This window comes from Microbispora sp. KK1-11 (assembly GCF_006874435.1).
In the GTDB taxonomy this organism is placed as follows: Bacteria; Actinomycetota; Actinomycetes; order Streptosporangiales; family Streptosporangiaceae; genus Microbispora; species Microbispora catharanthi.
Map to the genome: position 1 here is coordinate 172,124 of NZ_VIRJ01000008.1, position 21,117 is coordinate 193,240.

Sequence of the window (21,117 nt, forward strand, 5' to 3'; positions counted from 1 at the left end):
GACAGAGCAGTCCTGCTCTCAGGCGTGGAGCACCGCGGGCACGGCTTCGCGGAGGTGGGCGAGGCTCGCGGCCGCGGCGTCCATGGCCCGCCCGACCGGCCCGGTGAGCACGCCGTCCCGTTTCACGACCACGCCGTCGCAGACGACCGTGCGGACCAGCCCGGGGTGGCCGGCGAGGACGACGGCGGCGCGCGGGTCGAGCATCGGCGCCATGGCGAGGGTGCCGGCCTCGACCACGATCAGGTCGGCCCGCTTGCCGGGTGTGAGGCTGCCGGTGACGGCGGACAGCCCGGCCACCGCGGCCCCGTCGGCGGTGACCATCCGCAGCAGGCCGTCGGCGGTCAGCGGCGCCGGGTCCTGCGTGAACCGGTGGTGCGCCAGGGCGGCGCGCATCTGCGTGAACATGTCTCCCGAGGTGGCGACCTCGGTGTCGGTGCTGAGGCCGGTGACGAGGCCCGCCCGCAGGAGACGGCCGGTCGCGGGCGTGCCGAGCCCGGGCATGGTCATCTCGATGAACGGCGACACGCTCGCGGTCGCGCCGGCGCCCGCGGCGGCCTTCAGCTCGTCGTCGCCGGTCCCGCTCGCGTGCACCAGCGTGATCGTCTCGTCGAGCAGGCCCTCGTCGTGCAGCCAGCCGACGCTGCCCGCCTTGTCGGCGGAGCCGACGTGCATGGTGGCCCGCAGGCCGAGCTCCCGTGCGAGCAGCAGGTCGCGCCGGGCGGCGGTGGGAGCCGACATCTCGGGGCCGCGCGCCGCCAGGGCCATCGTCACGCGGGCGGTGTCGTCGCGGAGCACGTCCCTGATCCGGCGGACGTCGGCGGGAAGCTCCGCGTCGCTGTGGTCGCCCACCCAGCTGAGCGGGTCGACCTGGGGCCAGCCGTAGGCGAAGACCCCCCGGATCCCGCTGTCGCGCAGCGCGGCCACGGCGGCGTCGCTGTGCTCGGGGGTGTTCTGGATGTGGGACCAGTCGACGAGCGTGGTGATCCCGGACTCCAGTGCGCCGAGCGCGCCGAGCAGGGTGCCGGCGTAGACGTCCTCGGGCCGGAAGTTCGGCCCGAGCTGGAGGAACGCGGCCCCGAGGTAGTCCATCAGGCTCCAGTCCAGCCCGATGTGACGCAGCGCGGACTGCCAGGTGTGGCGGTGGGTGTCGACCAGGCCCGGCATCACCACGCAGCCCGAGGCGTCCACGACCTCCGCCTCCGGGGACGCTTCGGCGGCGGGGCCGACCGACACGATCACGCCGTCGCGGACGACGACGTCGGCGGGGCCGTCCGGCACCGCCGGATCCATGCCGATCACGTGGCCGCCGGTGACGATCAGGTCGTTGGTGAGAGGCATCCTTCGCTCCTTCGATGTTCGAGGTGATGCCTCTTTGTGCCACCGCGTGCTTGTGGCCGGCTTGACGCGGCGCGCGCCGCCCCGTCAAGCCGGCCACAAGTCCCTATGGACCCCGATCAGGCGGCGGGCGCCGTGGTTTCCAGTTCGTGGACGCGCGGGTCGCCCTGGTCGGCGAAGTAGTCCTCGGGCCGGGTGCCGTCCGGGCCGTCCGCGCTCTTGAACGCGCGGGCCACGAAGGTCCCGAGCACGGCGACGACCAGGTTGACGATCAGCGCGAGGAACCCGGCGTACACCGTGATCTTGGTGTCGAACCCGAGCTGCGACAGCGGGAAGGCCGAGCTGCCGAAGTGGGCGTGGTTGGTGGCGGGGTTGGCGATGTTGTACAGCAGCAGCATCCCGGCCGCCATGCCCGCGGCCCAGCCCGCGATGAGGCCGCCCCGGTGGAACCACCGGGTGTAGAGGCCGAGGCCGACCGACGGAAGCGTCTGCAGGATGATCACGCCGCCGATGAGCTGCAGGTCGATCGAGAACTGCGGGTCGATGAGCAGGATGACCAGCACCGCGCCGACCTTCACGACCAGCGACGCGACCTTGCTGACCGTGGCCTCCTGCGCGGCGGTGGCGTTCCGGTTGATGTACTCGCGGTAGATGTTGCGGGCGAACAGGTTGGCCGCCGCGATCGACATGATGGCGGCCGGCACCAGCGCGCCGATGCCGACGGCGGCGAAGGCGACCCCCGCGAACCAGTCGGGGAACATCGCGTCGAACAGCTTCGGCACGACCGTGTTGTTGTCCTTGCCGATGGGCGTGACCCCGGCCGCGATCGCCATGTAGCCGAGCAGCGCGATCAGGCCGAGGAGCAGGCTGTAGGCCGGCAGGGCCGACATGTTCCGCTTGATGACGTTGCGGTTGCGCGAGGCCAGGATGCCGGTGACGCTGTGGGGGTAGAGGAACAGCGCCAGCGCCGAGCCGAAGGCGAGCGTGACGTACTGGAGCTGGTTGTTGGCGTTGAGCAGGGGGCCGTCGGCCTGGTTCGGGGTCGCGTCGAACTTCTCCTTGACGGAGCCGAAGATCGCGTCGAAGCCGCCGAGCTTGGCCGGGATGTAGATGATCGCGACGATGATCACCAGGTAGATCAGCGAGTCCTTGACGAACGCGATCAGCGCCGGGGCGCGCAGCCCGGACTGGTAGGTGTAGGCCGCCAGGATCGCGAACGCGATGATCAGCGGCAGGTCGCCCGTCAGTCCCATCGTCTTCAGCACCGCCTCGATGCCGACGAGCTGCAGCGCGATGTACGGCATGGTCGCGACGATGCCGGTGATCGCCACGAGCAGCGCCAGCGTGGGGGAGCCGAAGCGGACCCGGACGAAGTCGGCCGGGGTGACGAGGTTGTGCACGTGCGACACCGACCAGAGCCGGACCAGCACGAGCATCACCATGGGATAGACGACCACGGTGTACGGCACCGCGTAGAACCCCATGGCACCCGCGCCGAACACCAGGGCGGGCACGGCCACGAAGGTGTAGGCCGTGTAGAGGTCGCCGCCCACCAGGAACCAGGTGATCCAGCTGCCGAAGCTGCGCCCGCCGAGACCCCATTCGTCCAGCGTGGCGAGGTCGCCGGGACGGCGCCAGCGGGCGGCCACGAATCCCAGGCCGCTGACGACCAGGAACAGAAGCGTGAAGATGACGATCTCGGTGGTCTTCACCGGCTCCTCCTCGTCCCCAGGTAGACGACGGTGGTCGCGGCGACGCTGAGGATGATGAAGGCGAGCTGCAGCCAGTAGAACATCGGGATGCCGAACAGCCGCGGTTCGTCGGCGTTGAACAGGGGCGGGATGAGCGGGATCACGATCGGCACCAGGAGCAGCCAGTTCAGCGGGCTCCGGTCGGGATTTCTGCCGCGGTCGGCGCGGGGGGTCGTCACACGTTCTCCAATCGGACACGGACCAGGCGTGCCCGGCAGATCCGCGTGACGGGCCGTCACGCGGACCAGCGGGACGGTTATTCGGCGGAAGCGTAAGGACTCACAGGTCACAGGGGGATCACCGATCGCCGAACGGTCGTGTTGGCGCGCCCAGCGACGATCGGCCAGTGATCGCGCCAGTGATCGCGCCAGTGATCCGCCCATGATCTCAAGTGATCGCCGACGACCGGCGACGACGTGAACCGGGGCGCCCACGGTGGCGCTCGCGGGGGGAGGCCGCCGGCCACATGCCCGCCCTATACCTGACGCGGTCTGACAGGAACGGGCGGTAGCGTCCCGCCGGAAGGAGGCGATGTGATGCGATACGTGGCGCTGCTGCGCGGCATCAACGTGAACCCCGCGACCGCGGTGGCGATGGCCGATCTCAGGGCCCTGCTGGAACGGCTCGGGTACGGGAACGTGCGCACGCACCTGCGCAGCGGGAACGCCCTGTTCACCGCGGACGGGGACGGCGAGTCGATCGCCGCCGCGATCGAGCGCGGGATCCGGGAGGAGCTCGGCCTGTCCGTCGCGGTGATCGTCCGTACGGCCGAGCAGCTTCGCGGCGTGGTGGAGCACAACCCCCTGGAGGTCAGGGACCCCGCCAGATTCGCCGTCGTCTTCCTGGCCCGGCCGCCCGACCGGGAGGGGCTGGCGAGCATCGACCCGGCGGCGTACGCCCCGGAGGAGATGCGGATAGGCGAGCGGGAGCTCTACATCTACTTCCCCGACGGGCTGCGGCGTCCCAAGCTGCCGCCGCTCATGGAGAAGCATTCGACCGGCCCGGCCACCATGCGCAACTGGAACACCGTCACCCGCCTGCTCTCGCTCGCCGAGGACCTCTAGGAACATCCCCCGGCTCCGGACCCAGTAGGGTCGGTGTCCTGATGAGCGCCACTCTTGTCGCGAAGGAACTCGCCGCCGGGCACGGCGACCGCCTCCTGTTCACCGACCTCGATCTGGTCGTCGCGCCCGGGGACGTCGTGGGGCTGGTGGGCGTGAACGGCGCGGGCAAGTCGACGCTGCTGCGCCTGCTGGCCGGCCTCGACGCCCCCGAGCACGGCAGCGTCCGGCTCAGCCCGCCCACCGCCAACGTCGGCCATCTGCCGCAGGAGCCCGAACGGCGGCCCGGTGAGACCGTCGCCGCCTTCCTCGCCCGCCGGACCGGGGTCGCCGACGCTCAGCGGGCCCTCGACGCGGCCACCGAGGCGCTCGTGAGCGGAGATCCCGGCGACGCGTACGCCGAGGCCCTCGATCGCTGGCTCGCCCTCGGCGGCGCCGACCTGGAGGAGCGGGCCGAGGAGGTGGTCGCCGACCTCGGGCTCACGGTCAGCCTGGAGCAGGAGATGACGTCCCTGTCCGGCGGCCAGGCCGCCCGGGCGGGGCTGGCCTCGCTGCTGCTCAGCCGTTACGACGTGTTCCTGCTCGACGAGCCCACCAACGACCTCGATCTCGACGGCCTGGACCGGCTCGAACGCTTCGTGGCGGGGCTGCGCGCCGGGACCGTGGTCGTCAGCCACGACCGCGAGTTCCTCGCCCGCACGGTGAACAGGGTGGTCGAGCTCGACCTGGTCCAGCAGCAGGTCCGCGCGTACGGCGGCGGCTACGACGCCTACCTGGAGGAGCGCGAGGTCGCCCGCAGGCACGCCCGCGAGCAGTACGAGGAGTACGCCGACACCAGGGCGTCCCTGGAAGCCCGCGCCCGGGCCCAGCGCGCCTGGATGGAGAAGGGCGTCAAGAACGCGCGCCGCAAGGCCACCGACGGGGACAAGATCGGGCGGAAGTTCCGCACCGAGGCGACGGAGAAGCAGGCGGCCAAGGCCCGGCAGACCGAGAGACTGATCGAGCGGATGGAGGTCGTCGAGGAGCCGCGTAAGGAGTGGGAGCTGCGGATGGAGATCGCCGCCGCGCCCCGCTCCGGTGCCGTGGTGGCGACGCTGCGCGGCGCGGTCGCGCGACGTGGCGCCTTCACGCTCGGGCCCGCCGACCTGCAGATCGACTGGGCGGACCGGGTCGCGATCACCGGCGCGAACGGCTCGGGCAAGAGCACCCTGCTCGGCGTGCTGCTCGGCCGGGTGCCCCTCGACGCGGGGACGGCGGCGCTCGGCCCCAGTGTGGTCGTCGGCGAGGTCGACCAGGCCCGCGCCCTCTTCGAAGGCGACGAGCCGCTGCTCGACGCGTTCGGCGCGCTCGTCGATATGCCGCCCGCCGACGTCCGCACGCTGCTGGCCAAGTTCGGCCTGCGCGCCGATCACGTGCTCCGCCCGGCGGCGACGCTGTCGCCGGGCGAGCGCACGAGGGCGGCCCTCGCTCTCCTGCAGGCCCGTGGGGTCAACCTGCTCGTCCTGGACGAGCCCACCAACCATCTCGACCTCGCGGCGATCGAACAGCTGGAGTCCGCGCTCGCCTCGTACACGGGAACCCTGCTGCTCGTCACCCACGACCGGCGCATGCTGAAGGCCGTCCACACGACACGCCGCATCGTCGTCGAGGCCGGCCGGATCCACGAAGGCTGAAAGCCCGGTCGCGTACGCGCGTCAGAGCGGCCGCCAGGGCGGGCCGATCCGGGTCCCGCCCTCCTCCGCGCTCACAACGTTCGGCCGGAGCCGAAGTAGCGGGTCACGATCTGCGTGTGCAGCGGGAACGCCAGCTCCCGAGGGCCGTCGATCACCAGCCACTCGCTGGTCTCGGCGGTGCGCGCGACCGGCGGGAGGGCGTCCGCGGTCGTACGCGGCCCGAGGCCGAAGATCAGCACGGTGCCGTCGGGCGCGCTGACCGCGTCGAACAGCCGGACGCCGGCCGCGTCGGCGACGACGCCCGTCTCCTCGCGGAGCTCCCGTACGGCGGCCTGCTGCCAGGACTCGCCGATGTCGATGAAGCCGCCGGGGAGGGCGAGCAGGCCGCGGTGCGGCTCGACGTCCCTGCGGACCACGAGCAGGCCGTCGTCCACCGGAAGCACCATGACCGCGACCGGCAGGGGGTTGAGATAGCCGGTGCCGCCGCACTCCTGGCAGGTCCTCGGCCAGGGCAGGCCGGGCGCGTAGGCCGCTCCGCAGAAGGAGCAGTGGGAGTTCCTGATCGCCACGACCGCGAGGGTAGCAACGCCCGGAACGGCCGTGGGCCGGCTCAGGGCAGGGCGGGGAGGATCACGGCCGAGGGATGGCGGGGGTCGTGCAGGATCTCCTGGTCGGAGGCGACCATCGGAGTGCCCGCCGTCAGCGGCGCGCCGGTGCCCGGGTTGCGCGCGATGCGCGGATAGGCCCCGCTCGCCACCTGCACCCGGATGCGGTGGCCGCGGCGGAACCGGTGGCCCATCGGCCACAGGTCGATCTCCACCCGGCGCACGCCGTCCTCGTCGCCGCGGTCCGCCGGGGTCAGGCGGCGCACGCCCTCGCAGACGTTCATCGACGTGCCGTCGGGATGCACGTCGCACACCCGTACGACGAAGTCGGTGTGCTCCCTGCCGGTGCGCGCGAACAGCTCGGCGCTCACCGGGCCGATCATGTCGGTGTCCCGGCCGAGCACGTCCGAGGTGTAGACGAGCACGTCACGCCGGGCCTCCAGGCGCCGGTTGTCCCTCGGCTCGGAGTTGCCGATCAGCACCGGGCCGCCGATCACGGGCGTGGGGTGCGCGGGGTCGTAGCGGTAGCGGTCCGGCTCGCCGCCCGCCGGGTTGTCCCGCGACAGGGCGAAGCCCGGCTGCAGGTGCCAGCGCTCGCGCCCCATGCGGGGCGGGGGCCAGTCGGGCTCGTCCCGCCACTCGCCCGCGCCGGTGACGTACAGCCGGACGGGGGAGGTGCGCAGCCCCGACGGATCGCCGAGCAGGTGGGCGCGGAACCAGGCCAGGGCGTCGGCGTTGGCGGCCCGCCCATGGCGGATGTCGGCGTGATACCACGGCCCGATGGTCAGGTGCGGCTGCCGTCCGGCCGCCCGCAGCGCCGCGTAGTCCTTGAGCTGCCAGGGCAGGAACACGTCGTACCAGCCGCCGGTCATCGTGATCTCCGCGCCGACCTGCCCCACCGACGCCGAGAAGTCCGCCTTGTCCCAGTACGAGCAGATGACCTCGCCGTGGTGGGCCAGCAGTTCGCGGAAGAACGGCAGCGGCCTGCCCGCCGACAGCAGGTCGAGCTCGGGCAGCGGGCGGCCCGACAGCACGGCCCGCCGCGTGCGCCGGGGCGCGATGAACGCGGCCACGCCGCCCAGCCTGCCCTCCAGGTGCGCGGTGAGCGTCGTCCAGATCAGCGTCGACTCCAGCGCGAACGACCCTCCGACGTACGCGGCGTCGCGGAAGCACGAGGCGGTCACCTGGACGGCCATCGCCCGCAGGTCGGGGGTCTCCGCCGCGATCGCCCACTGGGTGTAGCCGAGGTAGGAGGGCCCGTGCATGGCGAAGCTGCCGCCATACCACGACTGCGCCCGCATCCACTCGACCGTCGCCAGGCCGTCCTCCTGCTCGTGGACCAGGGGATCGAGCCGTCCGCCGGAGCCGAAGCCGCCCCGGCAGCTCTGCAGCAGCACCTGGAACCCGTGCCGGGCGAAGGTCCAGCCGTACATCCAGCCGACCACCCCGCCCCTGCCGTACGGCGTGCGGATCAGGATCGTCGGGGGCCGGTCGGCGCCGACGGGCGTGTAGTGATCGGCCAGGAGCGTCACGCCGTCAGGCATCGGAACGGGCACGTCACGGCGGACCCGGACCCGGCGGCCCTGCGGCCCGCTCGTACCCCCGCTCGTACCCCTCGGTCCGCCCAGCCCTCCCGGGCCGTGGCGGTGCACAGGCAGGCGGGCCGGCACGCGGACCATGCCCCCTCCTTCCCCGGCCCCGGGCGTATCGCCCCGCGCCGAGAGTGAGGTTTCCCTACCAGTAACAGAATATCTATCCGCTGTTCGCCCTTCCAGTCGTGCCGCGTTGCATGATCGCGGTTTCCGCCGCTACCCTTGACGCATGCGAACTCATGCACCCTCCCAGTGGTGGCGCCGCTGACAGGCGGCGTTTTCGCATTCGCGTCGAATAGACCGGCCGCCCCATGAGTGGCGGCCTTCTGTATGTCCGCCCCGGGGCATACGAAAAAAGGGGCGTGGACAGTGGAGATCAGCGGATATACCACGGCCGGCGGCATCGCGGTCGAGCGCCGGGTGCGCGAGGTGGCCGAGGAGGCGCTGGAGGAGATCGTCACGTCGCTGGGGGAGCGGCGCGGCGGAGCCTTCTCGTCCGGCATGGACTACCCGGGCCGGTACAGCAGGTGGGCGTTCGGCTACGTCGATCCCTGCCTGGAGATCGTGGCGCGGGGGCGGCGCATCTCCGCCCGCGCGCTCAACGAGCGGGGACAGGTCGTGCTGCCCGTCGTCGCCTCCTGCCTGCTTGCGGCCGGCAAGCCCGTGGCCGAGCCGGCCCACGGCTACGTCGAGGTGCACGTCCCCGAGTCCGAGGACCTGCTGCCCGAGGAGATGCGCAGCCGCAGGCCCACCGTCTTCACCGCCATCCGCGAGATCATCGCGGCCTTCCGGTCCGACGACCCGCACCTGGGCCTGTACGGCGCCTTCGGCTACGACCTGGCCTTCCAGTTCGAGCCGATCCGCTACCGCCTGACCCGCCCCGGCGACCAGCGCGACCTGGTGCTGCACCTGCCCGACCGGCTCGTCGTGATCGACCGGGTCCGCGAGACCAGCGTCGAGCACTGCTACGAGTTCACCGTGGACGGCGTCTCCACCAGCGGCCTGGAGCGCGCCGGCGAGACGTTCCCCCTGGTCGCGCCCCGCGAGATCCCGCCGAACCCGGTGCGGGGGACCTACGCCGAGGTCGTCGCCAAGGCCAAGGAGAAGTTCCAGCGCGGCGACCTGTTCGAGGTCGTCCCCGGCCAGGTCTTCCACGGCGCCTGCACCGACCCGTCCGCCTTCTACCGCTCGCTGCGCACCGAGAACCCGGCGCCGTACGAGTTCCTGCTCAACCTCGGCGACGGCGAGCACCTGGTCGGCGCCTCGCCCGAGATGTACGTCCGGGTGACCGGCGACCGGGTCGAGACCTGCCCGATCTCCGGCACCATCGCCCGCGGGGCCAACCCCGTCGAGGACGCCGAGGCGATCCGCACGCTCCTGTCCAGCGTGAAGGAGGAGTCGGAGCTGACCATGTGCACGGACGTGGACCGCAACGACAAGTCGCGGATCTGCGTGCCGGGCAGCGTCAGGGTGATCGGCCGCCGCCAGATCGAGATGTACTCCCGGCTGATCCACACCGTCGACCACATCGAGGGCCGCCTGCGCCCCGAGTTCGACGCCCTCGACGCGTTCCTCACCCACATGTGGGCCGTCACCGTCACCGGTGCTCCCAAGACGTGGGCCATGCAGTTCGTCGAGGACCACGAGGAGACCACCCGGCGCTGGTACGGCGGCGCGGTCGGCTTCATCGGCTTCGACGGCTCGATGAACACCGGCCTGACCCTGCGCACCGCGCAGATCCGCGACGGCGTCGCCACCGTCCGCGCCGGGGCCACGCTGCTGTACGACTCCGACCCCGAGGCCGAGGAGCGGGAGACCGAGCTCAAGGCCAGCGCCCTCCTCGGCGCGCTCGCCGCGTCCGCCCGTCCCCGGGAGGAGGTGCGGACGGAGCCCCGCGCCGACCTGCCGGGTGAGGGCCACCGCGTGCTGCTCGTGGACCACGAGGACTCCTTCGTCAACACGCTCGCCGACTACTTCCGCCAGCAGGGCGCGTCGGTGGTCACGCTGCGGCACGGGTTCCCGCTGGAGAAGCTGGACGAGATCGCGCCCACGCTCGTCGTGCTGTCGCCCGGGCCCGGCTGGCCGTCCGACTTCGGCTGCTCGGCGCTGATCGAGGCGCTGTACGCCCGCAGGCTCCCGGTGTTCGGGGTGTGCCTGGGCCTGCAGGCCATGGTCGAGCATGCGGGCGGCACGCTCGAACTGCTGCCCTACCCGGAGCACGGCAAGCGCGGCCGGGTCCGCCGCGAGGGCGACAGCGCGCTGCTCGACGGCCTGCCCGGCGAGTTCGTCGCGGCCCGCTACCACTCCGTGCACGCCAAGGAGCCGGGGGTCAAGGGCTTCCGGGTCACCGCGTACACGCCGGACGGCGCGGCCATGGCGATCGAGGACGCCGAGAACCTGCGCTTCGGCGTGCAGTTCCACCCCGAGTCGATCCTGACCACGCAGGGCGGGGCCGGGGCGCGGATCATCGCCAACGTCCTGCGGCTTTGCACGCGCCATGGCTGAGTAAAGGGGCCGTTTAGGGCGGTGCCGGCGCGGCGGCGGAGCCGTAGAGTCCACTGCCGTGCCGGAGCCGAGATCCCATGACCTGCTGCCCGTACCCCTTCCCGACGCGGTGCGGGCCGCCCTGCTCGCGCCCATGGTCGACCAGCACTGCTGCGGCGTGCGCCGGGACGACACCACCAGGTCGGGATTCGAGCAGCTCATCGGCGAGGGCGGCACGCCCGCGCCGCCCGGCACCACGCATTTCGACACTCCGGCCGGCGCCGCCATCCGCCGTTGGTGCGCGCCGGTCCTCGGCCTGGAGCCGCACGCCTCACCCACCGTCTACCTGTCGCGCCGCGCCGAACTCGGCGCGGCCGAGGTCAACCGGCGGCTGCTGCGCGGCGCCGGGGTGTCGGCCTTCCTGGTCGACACCGGACCTGACGCCCCCGCGCTGCTCTCGCCCGCCGAGATGGGACGTCTCGGCTCGGCCGCCGCCGACGAGATCGTCCGGCTGGAGCAGGCCGAGCAGGACGTCGCCGAGGCCGGGCTGCCCGCCGCCGACTACGCCGGGGCGCTGCGGGACGAGCTCGCGGTCCGCGCGGCCCGCGCCGCCGCGCTCAAGTCGGTCGCGGTGCACCACTGCGGCCTCGGCTTCGACCCCTCCCGGCCCTCGCGCGGCAGCGTGATCGCGGCGGCCGGGCGCAGGCTCGCCGACCCCAAGTCGCGCCTGGACGACCCCGTCCTCGTACGGCACCTGCTCTGGGCGGCGGTCGACGTCGCCAGAGAGCGGGGTCTGCCGCTGCAGTTCCACTGTGGTTTATCCGGCGGGGGTCTGTCCGGCTGGGGTCTGTCCGGCGGTGGCCTGTCCGGCTTCGGGGCCGGCCACCTGGCCGATCCCGCGCTGCTGACCGGGTTCGTCCGCGCCCTCGCCCCGCTCGGGGTGCCGGTCGTCCTGCTGCACTGCTATCCCTACCACCGTCAGGCGGCGTACCTTGCGGGCGTCTTCCCGCACGTGTACGTGGACGCCGGCCCCGCCGTCGCCCACACCGCCGCCGGCTCCGCCCACGTGCTGCGCGAGCTGCTCGAACTCGTCCCGTTCCACAAACAGATGTACGGCTCCGGCTGCCACGGCGCCGCCGAGCTGTGTTTCCTGGCCGCGCTCTGCCATCGCCGCGGCCTGGCCCGCGTGCTCGCCGACCGGATCGCCGAGGGTGAGTGGAGCCCCGCCGACGCCGCCCGGATCGCTCACATGATCGGCTCGGGCAACGCCCGCCGCGTTTATCGCCTCTGAAATAATGGATTTATCCGGGCCGAAACGATCCTCCTTTATGAGGATGATTCTCGATTTATTGCGCGGAATAATCACGCCCGATGGCTGCCATTGAGATTCGAAATCTGGTGAAGTCGTTCGGGCCGGTCAAGGCCGTGGACGGCGTCTCGTTCAGCGTGGAGGCCGGATCCGTCACCGGATATCTCGGCCCCAACGGAGCAGGCAAGACGACCACGCTCCGCTGCCTGCTCGGCCTCGTCACGCCCGATTCCGGTGAGGCGCTGGTGAACGGCGAGCGCTATGTCACGCTCGCCGATCCGGCGGCCGAGGTCGGCGCCGTGCTCGAGGCCACGAGCTTCCACCCCGGCCGCACCGCCCGCAACCACCTGCGCATCCTCTGCACGGCGGCCGGGCTGCCCGACGCCCGCGCGGACGAGGCGCTGGAGCAGGTCGGCCTCGCGGACGCCGCGGGCAAGCGCGTGGGTGGCTTCTCGCTGGGCATGCGGCAGCGGCTCGCGCTCGCCTCCGCCCTGCTCGGCCGGCCTCGGGTGTACATCCTCGACGAACCGGCCAACGGCCTCGACCCGTCGGGGATCGAGTGGCTGCGCGGGTTCCTGCGCCACCTCGCCCATGACCAGGGCGCGGCGGTGCTCGTCTCCAGCCACGTCCTGGCCGAGGTCGAGCAGACCGTCGACGACGTGGTGATCATCGCCAGGGGCCGCCTGGTGCGCCAGGGCAGCCTGGCCGAGCTCACCAGCGACGGCGCGGAGGTGGTGCGGGTGCGTGCCGCCCAGGCCGCCGACCTCGCCCCCGCGCTCGAAGCGGCAGGCGGGGTGGTCGAACGCGTGGAGGACGGCCTGCTGCGCGTGCGCGGGCTGGACCCTGAAGCCGTCGGCCGGATCGCCCTGGACCTGCGCGTCGTGCTCACCGAGGTGGCGCAGGAGCGATCCGGGCTGCACAAGGTCTTCCTCGATCTGACGGAGGGGCGATGAGCGGGCTCGTCAGGGCGGAGCTGCGCAAGCTGTTCACCACCAGACTGTGGTGGATCATGCTGCTCGTCATGCTGGTGCTGGTCGGGGTGGGCCTCGGCTTCCTCATCGCCTTCGCGGGGGTGGAGCAGAACGGCGGCAGCGCGCTGCCCGCGCGGGACACCGCGGAGTGGGCCGAGATCGCCTGGTCGAGCGGGTCCACCGGTGGGATCTTCGTGATGATCCTCGGCGTCGTCATGATGACCTCCGAGTATCGCTACCAGACGATCACCGGCACCTTCCTCGCCACCCCCCGGCGGGGCCTGGTGATCGTCGCCAAGGTGGTGGCCGGGCTGCTCGTGGGCGCGTTGTTCGCGCTGGCCGTGCTGGTCTTCCAGGCGGTCACGGTGATCCCGGCCGTGACGCTCTCCGGGGGCGGGTTCTCCCTGTCCGCCTCGCGCATTCCGCAGATCAGCCTCGGCATCCTGGTGACGCTGGCGCTGTACGCGGTGTTCGGCATCGGGCTGGGGGCGCTCGTCCGCAACCAGATCGCCGGGATCGTCGCGGCGGTCGTGTGGGCGTACGTGATCGAGAACATCTTCACGGGGATCCCGGCCCTGCACTCCGTGGGCAAGTGGCTGCCGGGCGGGGCCGCGCAGGCGCTGATGAGCATCGACGTGGACACTGGCCTGGGCAGGCCGGAATGGCTGCCCGCCTGGGCGGGCGCCGCCGTCCTGGTCGGTTACGGCGTCCTGTTCGCCGCCGTCGCCACCGCCACCACGGTCCGCCGTGACATCACCTGACCACATACATCCGGGGGCGACCCCCGGACCGACCAGGCCCGCGAGTTCTCCCTCCACGCTCGCTCCGTCCAGCAGCGCCTCCCCCTCCGAGAGGAAGCGGATAGGGCGGCGCGGAGGCGACGGCGTCCGGTCACGGAACCAAACGAGACGCTTTCCCTCGCCCTCCGGCACGATCAGCAGATTGGGCCACAGGAAGCCGTCCCCGCAGCCGCGCAGAGAATGCCTCCGATAAAGGCGAGCGTCGATGCGATGCAGACGGCTGAGGTCGGGGGTTCGGGCGAGTCTCGCATCGGCCCGCAGGAAACACCAGTTGTACGCCACCCATTCCGCCAGAGGGTACAGCGGGCAGTAAATCGAACGGCGGGAACTGCCCGACTCCTCGTCCTCCACCAGCGTGACGCATTCGGGTCCCACGCCTATCTCGATCCTGGCCCAGGTGGCGCGGTGCTCGGGCGCTCGGACTCCTGGGGCCTTCTCCCATTCCCAGCGGAAGCTCAGCCCACCAGCCGTCCCCATCACGTGACTCCCTCGCCGACCTCATTCAGCCCTGTGGGCCACTCGTCCTTTTCGAGGGGATACCCCTTTGTAGTGACCGAGTTCTCTCTCCCACGGCGCGCCGACATTGCCATGGGTGATCGCCTGCCGTAACCACGAAGTGATTTCGTGGGGGTCGGCGAATTTCGGGTCACACTTGCTCGCGTCGGCCCGGAGCCGTGGCTGCCCCGCGAATGAGGGATACGACTTGTGCTCCGCGCTGCCGACGTAGGACGCACGGGTGGCGAGATCGGCAAGCGATACCCCGGGCGGCGGGTGCTTCGGAAGGCGCGGCAAGGGGCGCTTACGTTTGGGGGCGCGCATACGCTGAGTATGTCAGCGATAGCGGACGGTCATGCCCGGATGGCTGGGCTGCCGTCGCTTGCTGTGGGTCATGTGGTGGGGGCCGGGTCGCGATCGTGAGGCCGAACTGGTTTGCTTGGACGGTCACCCATCGGCACCACTTCACGGGGAATGTGAATGCGCAGCGTCGAGCCCGAGGTCTTCCTCGTCGCCAAACCGTCTGTCGACTACGACGAGCTGTCCCGCTACCTCCACGAGATCGGCGGGGAGAGCTGGCTTGAGCGGCTGGAGCGGGGCGAGTTCGACGCCCAGAACCTCGCCGAGTTCGCCGGACGGCTGTGCTACCGGTCGTTCGAGCCGGGCCTGAACCCGAACGTCACGAGGGTGCGCACCGACCAGGAGGCGTACCTGCGCAACATCCTGGCCAGCGCGCACGGCAGCGTCCTGGAGCACCTCAGCTTCAGCTTCGTGCTGCACAACGTCTCGCGGGTGCTCACCCACGAGCTGGTACGGCACCGGCCCGGGGTGGCGATCTCGCAGGAGTCGCTGCGGTTCGTCCGGCTGAACGACATCCCGTTCTGGTTCCCCGAGTGGGCGCGCGAGGACGCCGAGCTGATGAAGCGGGCGACCGAGATGCTCGACCGGATGGAGGAGTTCCAGAACTGGATGGCGGCCCACTTCGGGCTGGACGAGGACGGCGTGCCGTTCGCGGAGAAGAAGCACCGCACCTCGTTCATGCGCCGCTTCGCGCCCGAGGGCGTCGGGACCGGCCTGGTCTGGACGGCCAACGTGCGCACCCTGCGGCACACGATCGAGGCCCGTACGGCCGCGGGAGCCGAGGAGGAGATCCGCCTCGTCTTCAACCGCATCGGGGAGATCATGCGGGAGGAGGCCCCGGCCCTGTTCGGCGACTACGTCGTCGAGGACGGCGCCTGGGTTCCCGGCTACCGCAAGGTCTGAGCCACTGAGCACTGAGGTCTGATCCGCCGGGTTGTTCTTGAGCCGCGGCCCCGCGGTCGCCCGGAAGGGCGCCGCGGGGCCCGCGCGCGGCGGGTCAGCGGCGGGTCAGAGGACGGCCGCCCGCACGCACAGCACGTCGGGCAGGTGACGGGCGATCAGCGACCAGGTCTCGCCCGCGTCGGCCGAGCCGTACACCTCGCCGTCCCGGGTGCCGAAGAACACCCCTGCGGGTCCGGCGGACATCGCGTCCCTGAGCACCGAGGCGTGCACCGGGCCCTCGGGCAGTCCGGCGGAGTGTCCCTGCCAGGTGGCCCCGGCGTCGTCGCTGCGGAACACCTGGTATCGGTGGCCGAGCGGCGTGCGGTCGACGTCACCGTGCAGCGGCAGGACGTACAGCCTGTCCGGGTCGTGCGGGTCGACCGCGATCGGGAACCCGAAGTCGGAGGGCAGGCCGGACCCGATCTCGGTCCAGGAGTCGCCGAAGTCGTCGGACCGGTAGACCCCGAAGTGGTGCTGCAGGTAGAGCCGCTCGGGCGCCGCGGGATGCTGCGCCACCTTGTGCACGCACTGGCCGAACTCGGGATACTGCGCGCCCTCGGGAAGGAATGGCGCGCGGATGTTCTTGTTGGACGGCCGCCAGGTGGCCCCCGCGTCGTCGCTGCGGAAGAACCCCACGGCGGAGGCGGCGACCCCGATGCGCCGCGGGTCGGAGGGGTGGGGGATCACGGTGTGGAGGCACAGGCCGCCGCCGCCGGGCTGCCACTGGGGCCGGGTGGGGTGGTCCCACAGGCCGTCGACCATGGTGTAGGTGGTCCCGCGGTCCTCCGACCGGAACAGCGCGGCGGGCTCGGCGCCCGCCCAGACCACGTCCGGCTCGGACGGCGACGGCTGGAGCTGCCAGACCCGGGCCAGCGCGGCCCCGGTGCGCTCGGGGAAGGCCACCGGCGGGGTCGCCGCCTCCTCCCAGGTCTCGCCGAGGTCGTCGGACCACATCACCGACGGGCCGAAGTGGCCGTACTCGATGCCGGCGAGGATGCGGGGCGTGCTCCCGCGGGTGTCGATCGCGACCGAGTGGATCCCGATCGTGGAGAACCGCACGGGCTCGACCTCGAACGAGCCGCCGTCCGAGGAGCGCGCGAGGAACAATCCTTTGCGAGTACCGATCGCGAGCAGTGCGGTCATATGTCCTCCCTGTGCCGATTTCGATTATGTTTTCGATTCGAATCCTGCCAGGAAAGCGTCCACGTCGCCCGCCGTTCCGGTCAAGCCTCGCTCCGCACTGTGCCGCTCTGCACTGTGCCGCTCTGCACTGTGCCGCTCCGCGCTGAGTCGCTTTGCCTTGTGTCGCTCTGTATCGGGTCGCGGTGGATCCGCGCGAGCGGCACCCCCGAGATCTGCAGGCGCCGTACGGTCTCGTTCACCATCGGGGCCGGCCCGCAGACGTACGCCTCGTGGTCGGCCCAGGAGTGGAACCTCTCCACCACGTCGGGGAGCCGGCCGCGCATCCCGTCGTAGGCCGGGTCGTCGGAGACCACCGGCACGACCCGCAGCCAGGGGAAGCCGGACTCCATCCTCGCCAGGTCCGGCATGTCGTACAGATCGCACGCGCGTCGGACGCCGAACAGCAGGTGGATGTTCGGGCGGTCGCCGGAGGCGATGACGTGCTCGATGACGGCCTTGAGCGGTGCGAGGCCGGTGCCGCCGGCGACGCAGAGGAGGTCGCGGTCGGACTCGGGCGGCGTCATCGTGCCCACCGGCGGGCCGAGCAGGAGCTGGTCGCCGATTCGGGTGTGGCGGACCAGTGCCGTGCTCACCCAGCCGCCCGGCACGGCGCGGACGTGCAGGCGGAGCGTGCCGTCCGTCCGGGGCGCGTTGGCGATGGAGAACCGCCGCCACACCCGTGGCCATCTGGCCGTCTGGACCGTGACGTACTGCCCGGGGACGAAGTCCATGTGCTGCGACGGCCGCAGCGTGAGCACCGCGATGTCCCGGGTGCGCGGCTCGTGGTCGATCACCTCCGCCAGCCACCAGGGGGGCGCCGTCTCGGCGGTGGCGGCGTCGATCATGATCTTCGCCGCCATGGCGTACGCCTCGGTCCAGGCGGCCTCGATCTCGTCGGTCCAGATCTCGGCGGCGAAGTGCCTGATCGTGGCGAGAAGTGCGCTTCCCACGGCTCTGTAGTGCTCGGGGGACACGCCGTACTTGCGATGGTCCCGCCCGAGCTGGGCGAGATAGGACGCCAGCCCCTCGGGGCTGTCGAGCATCCAGACGACCCTCGTGAGCGCGTTGAAGAGCCGGTCGCGCTGCACCTCCATGGCCGGCGGGAACATTCCCCGCATGTGCGGGCACTGCGTGAACAGTCGTCCGTAGAAGTACCCCGCGGCCTTCCCGGCGACGGGCTCGACGACCGAGAAGCTCTCCTTGACGAGGCGTGGATTCAGCGGCATCAGTTGTGTCCCACCCTAGGGACCGGAAGCGTGCTCCGGTCTGTCGATCCACCTCCCTGACGGCTCCGGGTGACGAGCGCCGGCGGCCCCGGCTCGACCGATCGCTCAACGGGGAGTGTTCCACTCGCTCTCGGGCGTCACAACCGATTCCCCGCAAGGCAACCTACTGTGAACACTTCGTTATTTATCGTGATGCCGCCGCTGTGACTCGTGTGACTGATGTGAAAACTGACAAAAAGGAAACGATCTGCGCCATGATGGGCCTGCCTGATCGCACACCCCCAGGAGATGGCCATGGCGCGTCCCATCGTCGGCATCACCACCTATCTCGAGGCCGCGCGCTGGGGCACGTGGGTCCGTGAGGCGGCGGTCTCACCCCAGGCGTACGCGCGGGCGGTGGAGAAGGCGGGCGGCGCGCCCGTCCTGCTGCCGCCGTTGAGCCCCGTGTCCGCCGGCGACTACGTGCGACGCCTGGACGCGGTCATCCTCGCCGGGGGCGTGGAGGTCGATCCGGCGCTGTACGGCGAGGTCCCGGCGGGGGAGCCGGACGACGACGGGCTCGGCGGGCCGCAGCCCCAGCGCGACCGGTTCGAGACCGCGCTGGCGCAGGCGGCGGTGGAGGCGGAGGTGCCGCTGCTGGCGATCTCGCGCGGCATGCACGTGCTCAACGTCGCCCAGGGCGGCACGCTGATCACATCGTTGCCGGAAGCCGTCGGCCACGATCGCCACGAGACGGCCGCGCACGTGGTCACCGTCAGCGTGTCGAGCACGGTCGGCAAGGCCGTGGGCGACCGCGCGGAGGTGACCGGAGCGCACCGCCGGGCCGTCCGGCGGCTCGGCACCGGCCTGATCGCGGTGGCGTGGGCGGACGACCAGATCGTCGAGGCCGTCGAACTCCAGGGGCACCGGTTCGCCGTCGGCGTCCAGTGGCACCCCGAGCGCGGCGCGGACAACCGCCTGGTCGAGGCCCTGGTGGACGCGGCCCGCCCCTGACCCGCACGGACCGTGTCGCGGCGGCGGCGCGGACGGCGTGGACGGCCGGTCCGCCGGGAGAGCGCGCCGCGGCCGCCTCGGCGGTTGTGTCGGCGGGCGCTGTTACTGTGCGGGGCATGGCGTTGCATCCCCAGGCGGAGGCCTATCTCAAGCTGTTCCCCTCGGATCTCGGCGTGGAGATCGCCTCCCTCACCCGTGAGCAGATCGCCCAGATGCGGTCCCTTGACGGGATGGTGGAGCAGCGCGGCCCCAGGATCGACCTGCCGGTGGTCAGGGACGAGACGGCGGCCGGGGTGCCGGTCCGGATCTACCGCCCGGAGCCGGGCGAGCATCCGCTGCCGGTGCTCGTCTACTTCCACGGCGGCGGCTGGGTCTTCGGCAGCGTCGAGCGCAACGACGCCCTTGGCCGCGACTTCGCCCACAGGACCGGAGCGGTCGTCGTCTCGGTGGACTACCGCCTCGCGCCCGAGCACCCGTTCCCCGCGGCCGCCGAGGACGCCTTCGGCGTGGTCCGCGACGTGCACGCCCGCCCCGCCTTCTACGGCGTGGACGCGCGCAGGGTGGCGGTCGTCGGCGACAGCGCCGGCGGCAACCTCGCGGCGGTGGCGGCCTGGCTGGCCAGGGACGCCGGGCTCGGCCTCGCCCACCAGGCGCTGATCTGCCCGGTCATCGACGTCGCGGCCGACACGACCAGCTACCGGACGTACGGGAAGGGGTTCGGGCTCGACGCGGCGGAGATGAGGTGGTTCATCGAGCAGTACGCCGGTGGCGCCGACCCTCGCGACCCCCGTCTCGCGCCGATCCACCTGCCGGACAAGTCGGGCCTGGCGCCCGCGACGGTGATCACGGCGGAGTGCGACCCGCTGTGCGACGAGGGCGCTGCCTACGCGCGGGCGCTCGCCGAGGCGGGCGTCCCCGTGGAGCACCGCTGCTTCGAGGGCGCGCTGCACGGCTTCCTCGGCCTGCCCGGGTTCTTCGACCAGGCGCTGGAGGGCCGCGACTTCCTCGCCGCCAGGATCAGGGAAGCCCTGGGAGTGGCGTCATGAGGGAGTACGAGAAGCTGAAGGTCGGCTGGGCGGCCGACGGCGTCCTGCGCGTCGTGATCAGCGAGCCCTCCCGGCGCAACGCCGTGGACCGCACCGGTCACCGCGAGCTGGCCGAGATCTGGCGCGACGTGGACCGCGACGACGACGTCAGGGCGGTGATCGTGCGCGGGGAGGGCGAGGCGTTCTCGGCGGGCGGCGACCTGTCGATGATCGAGGAGATGATCCGCGACCACGCCACGCGCCTGGAGGTCTTCGCCGAGGCCCGTGACATCGTCTACAACGTGCTCAACTGCTCGAAGCCTGTCGTCTCGGCGATCCAGGGCCCGGCGGTGGGGGCGGGGTTGGCCGTCGCGCTGCTGGCCGACATCTCGGTGGCCGGGCGGACGGCCCGCATCATCGACGGCCACACCCGGCTGGGCGTCGCGGCGGGCGACCACGCGGCGATCATCTGGCCGCTCCTGTGCGGGATGGCCAAGGCGAAGTATCACCTGCTGCTGTGCGAGCCGGTCACCGGCGAGCAGGCCGAGGCGATGGGCCTGGTGAGCCTGTGCGTCGACGACGACCAGGTCCACGACAGGGCGCTGGACATCGCGACACGGCTGGCCGCCGGGTCGGCCGAGGCGATCCGGCTGACCAAGTACGCGCTGAACAACTGGCTGCGCATGGCCGGGCCGTCGTTCGACGCCTCGCTGGCCATGGAGTTCCTCGGCTTCACCGGCCCCGACGCCGCCGAGGGCGTGCTGGCCCTGCGGGACAAGCGTCCGCCCCGGTTCCGGCCGGAGCTGTGAGGAGGCACGCTAGGAGAAGCGCTTGCGGAGCGACTCCAGGCCGGGGACGAAGACGCCCCGGGTGAGGATCTTGGCGATCTTCTCCGGGTCGTCGGCCTCGAAGCTCGCGTACCACTCCACGAACGCCTGCCCGGAGTCGGTCACCGGGGCGACCCGGCACGTCGCGCGATAGTCGCGCATGGGCAGCGGGGACTCAATGGCGGTGTACGTCAGCGTGCGCTCCTCGTCGTCGAGGGTCAGCAGCCGCTCGCGGAACACCCCGCCCGCCCCCTCGACCCGCCGCACGACCCCCGGGGCGAGCGGTGCGCCGTCCTCGATCTCACAGGTGGACACGCCCGGCAGCCACTCGTGGAGGTTGCCGAACTCGCGCAGAAACGCCCAGACGTCCCCGGCGTCCGCGTTGATCACCGTGCTGGCGTACGGACCGCGCATGTGTGACTCCTTCCGCTGCCTCAAGTAAGTGCCCCCCGGGGGCGGCGCGCAAGCGGCCGGAAGTGATCGGAG

18 protein-coding genes are annotated in these 21,117 nt (G+C 71.7%); 10 read left to right on the forward strand and 8 right to left on the reverse strand.

What is annotated here, in order from left to right; genetic code table 11:
* Positions 1-18: 18 nt before the first annotated feature.
* The 3 genes from FLW16_RS14580 to FLW16_RS45185 form a co-directional block, all read right to left on the reverse strand.
* Positions 19-1,338: an amidohydrolase family protein gene (locus FLW16_RS14580; RefSeq protein ID WP_142560545.1), complete on the reverse strand. Its 1,320-nt coding sequence runs from the start codon at positions 1,336-1,338 to the stop codon at positions 19-21.
* A gap of 116 nt (positions 1,339-1,454) precedes the next feature.
* A complete protein-coding gene (gene mctP / locus FLW16_RS14585; RefSeq protein ID WP_142560546.1) occupies positions 1,455-3,047 on the reverse strand; it encodes a monocarboxylate uptake permease MctP in 1,593 nt (530 codons plus the stop codon).
* On the reverse strand, positions 3,044-3,265 hold the full coding sequence (locus FLW16_RS45185) for a DUF3311 domain-containing protein (RefSeq protein ID WP_260615266.1): 222 nt from the start codon (positions 3,263-3,265) through the stop codon (positions 3,044-3,046). Before FLW16_RS45185 ends, mctP begins: the two co-directional genes overlap by 4 nt.
* 357 nt (positions 3,266-3,622) lie before the next feature.
* Here FLW16_RS45185 and FLW16_RS14595 point away from each other — a divergent pair, with 357 nt between their 5' ends.
* Together FLW16_RS14595 and FLW16_RS14600 are read left to right on the forward strand one after the other, a co-directional pair.
* Positions 3,623-4,150 (forward strand): DUF1697 domain-containing protein, encoded by a 528-nt coding sequence (locus tag FLW16_RS14595; protein WP_142560650.1) that lies wholly within the window; start codon positions 3,623-3,625, stop codon positions 4,148-4,150.
* A gap of 41 nt (positions 4,151-4,191) precedes the next feature.
* Positions 4,192-5,820 carry an ABC-F family ATP-binding cassette domain-containing protein gene (locus FLW16_RS14600; protein WP_142560547.1) on the forward strand — a complete coding sequence of 543 codons (1,629 nt, stop codon included), beginning with the start codon at positions 4,192-4,194 and terminating at the stop codon, positions 5,818-5,820.
* A gap of 71 nt (positions 5,821-5,891) precedes the next feature.
* On the opposite strand, the gene FLW16_RS14605 is transcribed toward FLW16_RS14600, so the two are convergent.
* On the reverse strand, positions 5,892-6,389 hold the full coding sequence (locus FLW16_RS14605) for an NUDIX domain-containing protein (RefSeq protein ID WP_142560548.1): 498 nt from the start codon (positions 6,387-6,389) through the stop codon (positions 5,892-5,894).
* A gap of 41 nt (positions 6,390-6,430) precedes the next feature.
* On the reverse strand, positions 6,431-8,104 hold the full coding sequence (locus FLW16_RS14610; protein WP_185949416.1) for a CocE/NonD family hydrolase: 1,674 nt from the start codon (positions 8,102-8,104) through the stop codon (positions 6,431-6,433).
* A gap of 243 nt (positions 8,105-8,347) precedes the next feature.
* Between FLW16_RS14610 and FLW16_RS14615 the strand changes: the two genes are divergently transcribed.
* The 5 genes from FLW16_RS14615 to thyX all read left to right on the forward strand — a co-directional run bounded on the left by FLW16_RS14615 (position 8,348) and on the right by thyX (position 15,339).
* Positions 8,348-10,522, forward strand: a complete 2,175-nt coding sequence (locus tag FLW16_RS14615; RefSeq protein WP_185949417.1) for an anthranilate synthase component I — start codon at positions 8,348-8,350, stop codon at positions 10,520-10,522.
* A gap of 58 nt (positions 10,523-10,580) precedes the next feature.
* Positions 10,581-11,792 (forward strand): amidohydrolase, encoded by a 1,212-nt coding sequence (locus tag FLW16_RS14620; protein WP_260615267.1) that lies wholly within the window; start codon positions 10,581-10,583, stop codon positions 11,790-11,792.
* A gap of 80 nt (positions 11,793-11,872) precedes the next feature.
* Positions 11,873-12,763 (forward strand): ABC transporter ATP-binding protein, encoded by an 891-nt coding sequence (locus FLW16_RS14625; protein ID WP_142560550.1) that lies wholly within the window; start codon positions 11,873-11,875, stop codon positions 12,761-12,763.
* The gene (locus FLW16_RS14630; protein ID WP_142560551.1) at positions 12,760-13,542 is read left to right on the forward strand and encodes an ABC transporter permease; all 783 of its coding nucleotides are present in this window, start codon (positions 12,760-12,762) and stop codon (positions 13,540-13,542) included. The genes FLW16_RS14625 and FLW16_RS14630 overlap by 4 nt, the downstream gene beginning before the upstream one ends.
* A gap of 1,014 nt (positions 13,543-14,556) precedes the next feature.
* A complete protein-coding gene (gene thyX, locus FLW16_RS14635) occupies positions 14,557-15,339 on the forward strand; it encodes an FAD-dependent thymidylate synthase (protein WP_142560552.1) in 783 nt (260 codons plus the stop codon).
* Between the two features lie 105 nt (positions 15,340-15,444).
* Here thyX and FLW16_RS14640 read toward each other — a convergent pair whose 3' ends face one another.
* Complete coding sequence (locus FLW16_RS14640) at positions 15,445-16,521, reverse strand: exo-alpha-sialidase (protein ID WP_142560553.1); 1,077 nt, start codon at positions 16,519-16,521, stop codon at positions 15,445-15,447.
* Between the two features lie 80 nt (positions 16,522-16,601).
* Positions 16,602-17,786 (reverse strand): globin domain-containing protein, encoded by a 1,185-nt coding sequence (locus FLW16_RS14645; protein ID WP_142560554.1) that lies wholly within the window; start codon positions 17,784-17,786, stop codon positions 16,602-16,604.
* Positions 17,787-18,080: 294 nt separating this feature from the next.
* Between FLW16_RS14645 and FLW16_RS14650 the strand changes: the two genes are divergently transcribed.
* From FLW16_RS14650 to FLW16_RS14660, 3 genes are all read left to right on the forward strand, one after another.
* Complete coding sequence (locus tag FLW16_RS14650) at positions 18,081-18,779, forward strand: gamma-glutamyl-gamma-aminobutyrate hydrolase family protein (RefSeq protein ID WP_142560555.1); 699 nt, start codon at positions 18,081-18,083, stop codon at positions 18,777-18,779.
* A 116-nt stretch (positions 18,780-18,895) separates the two neighbouring features.
* On the forward strand, positions 18,896-19,825 hold the full coding sequence (locus FLW16_RS14655; protein WP_142560556.1) for an alpha/beta hydrolase: 930 nt from the start codon (positions 18,896-18,898) through the stop codon (positions 19,823-19,825).
* The gene (locus tag FLW16_RS14660) at positions 19,822-20,613 is read left to right on the forward strand and encodes an enoyl-CoA hydratase/isomerase family protein (RefSeq protein WP_142560557.1); all 792 of its coding nucleotides are present in this window, start codon (positions 19,822-19,824) and stop codon (positions 20,611-20,613) included. The genes FLW16_RS14655 and FLW16_RS14660 overlap by 4 nt, the downstream gene beginning before the upstream one ends.
* Positions 20,614-20,622: 9 nt before the next feature.
* Here the strand turns inward: FLW16_RS14660 and FLW16_RS14665 are convergent, their stop codons facing one another.
* A complete protein-coding gene (locus tag FLW16_RS14665) occupies positions 20,623-21,045 on the reverse strand; it encodes an SRPBCC family protein (protein ID WP_142560558.1) in 423 nt (140 codons plus the stop codon).
* Between the last annotated feature and the right edge of the window lie 72 nt (positions 21,046-21,117).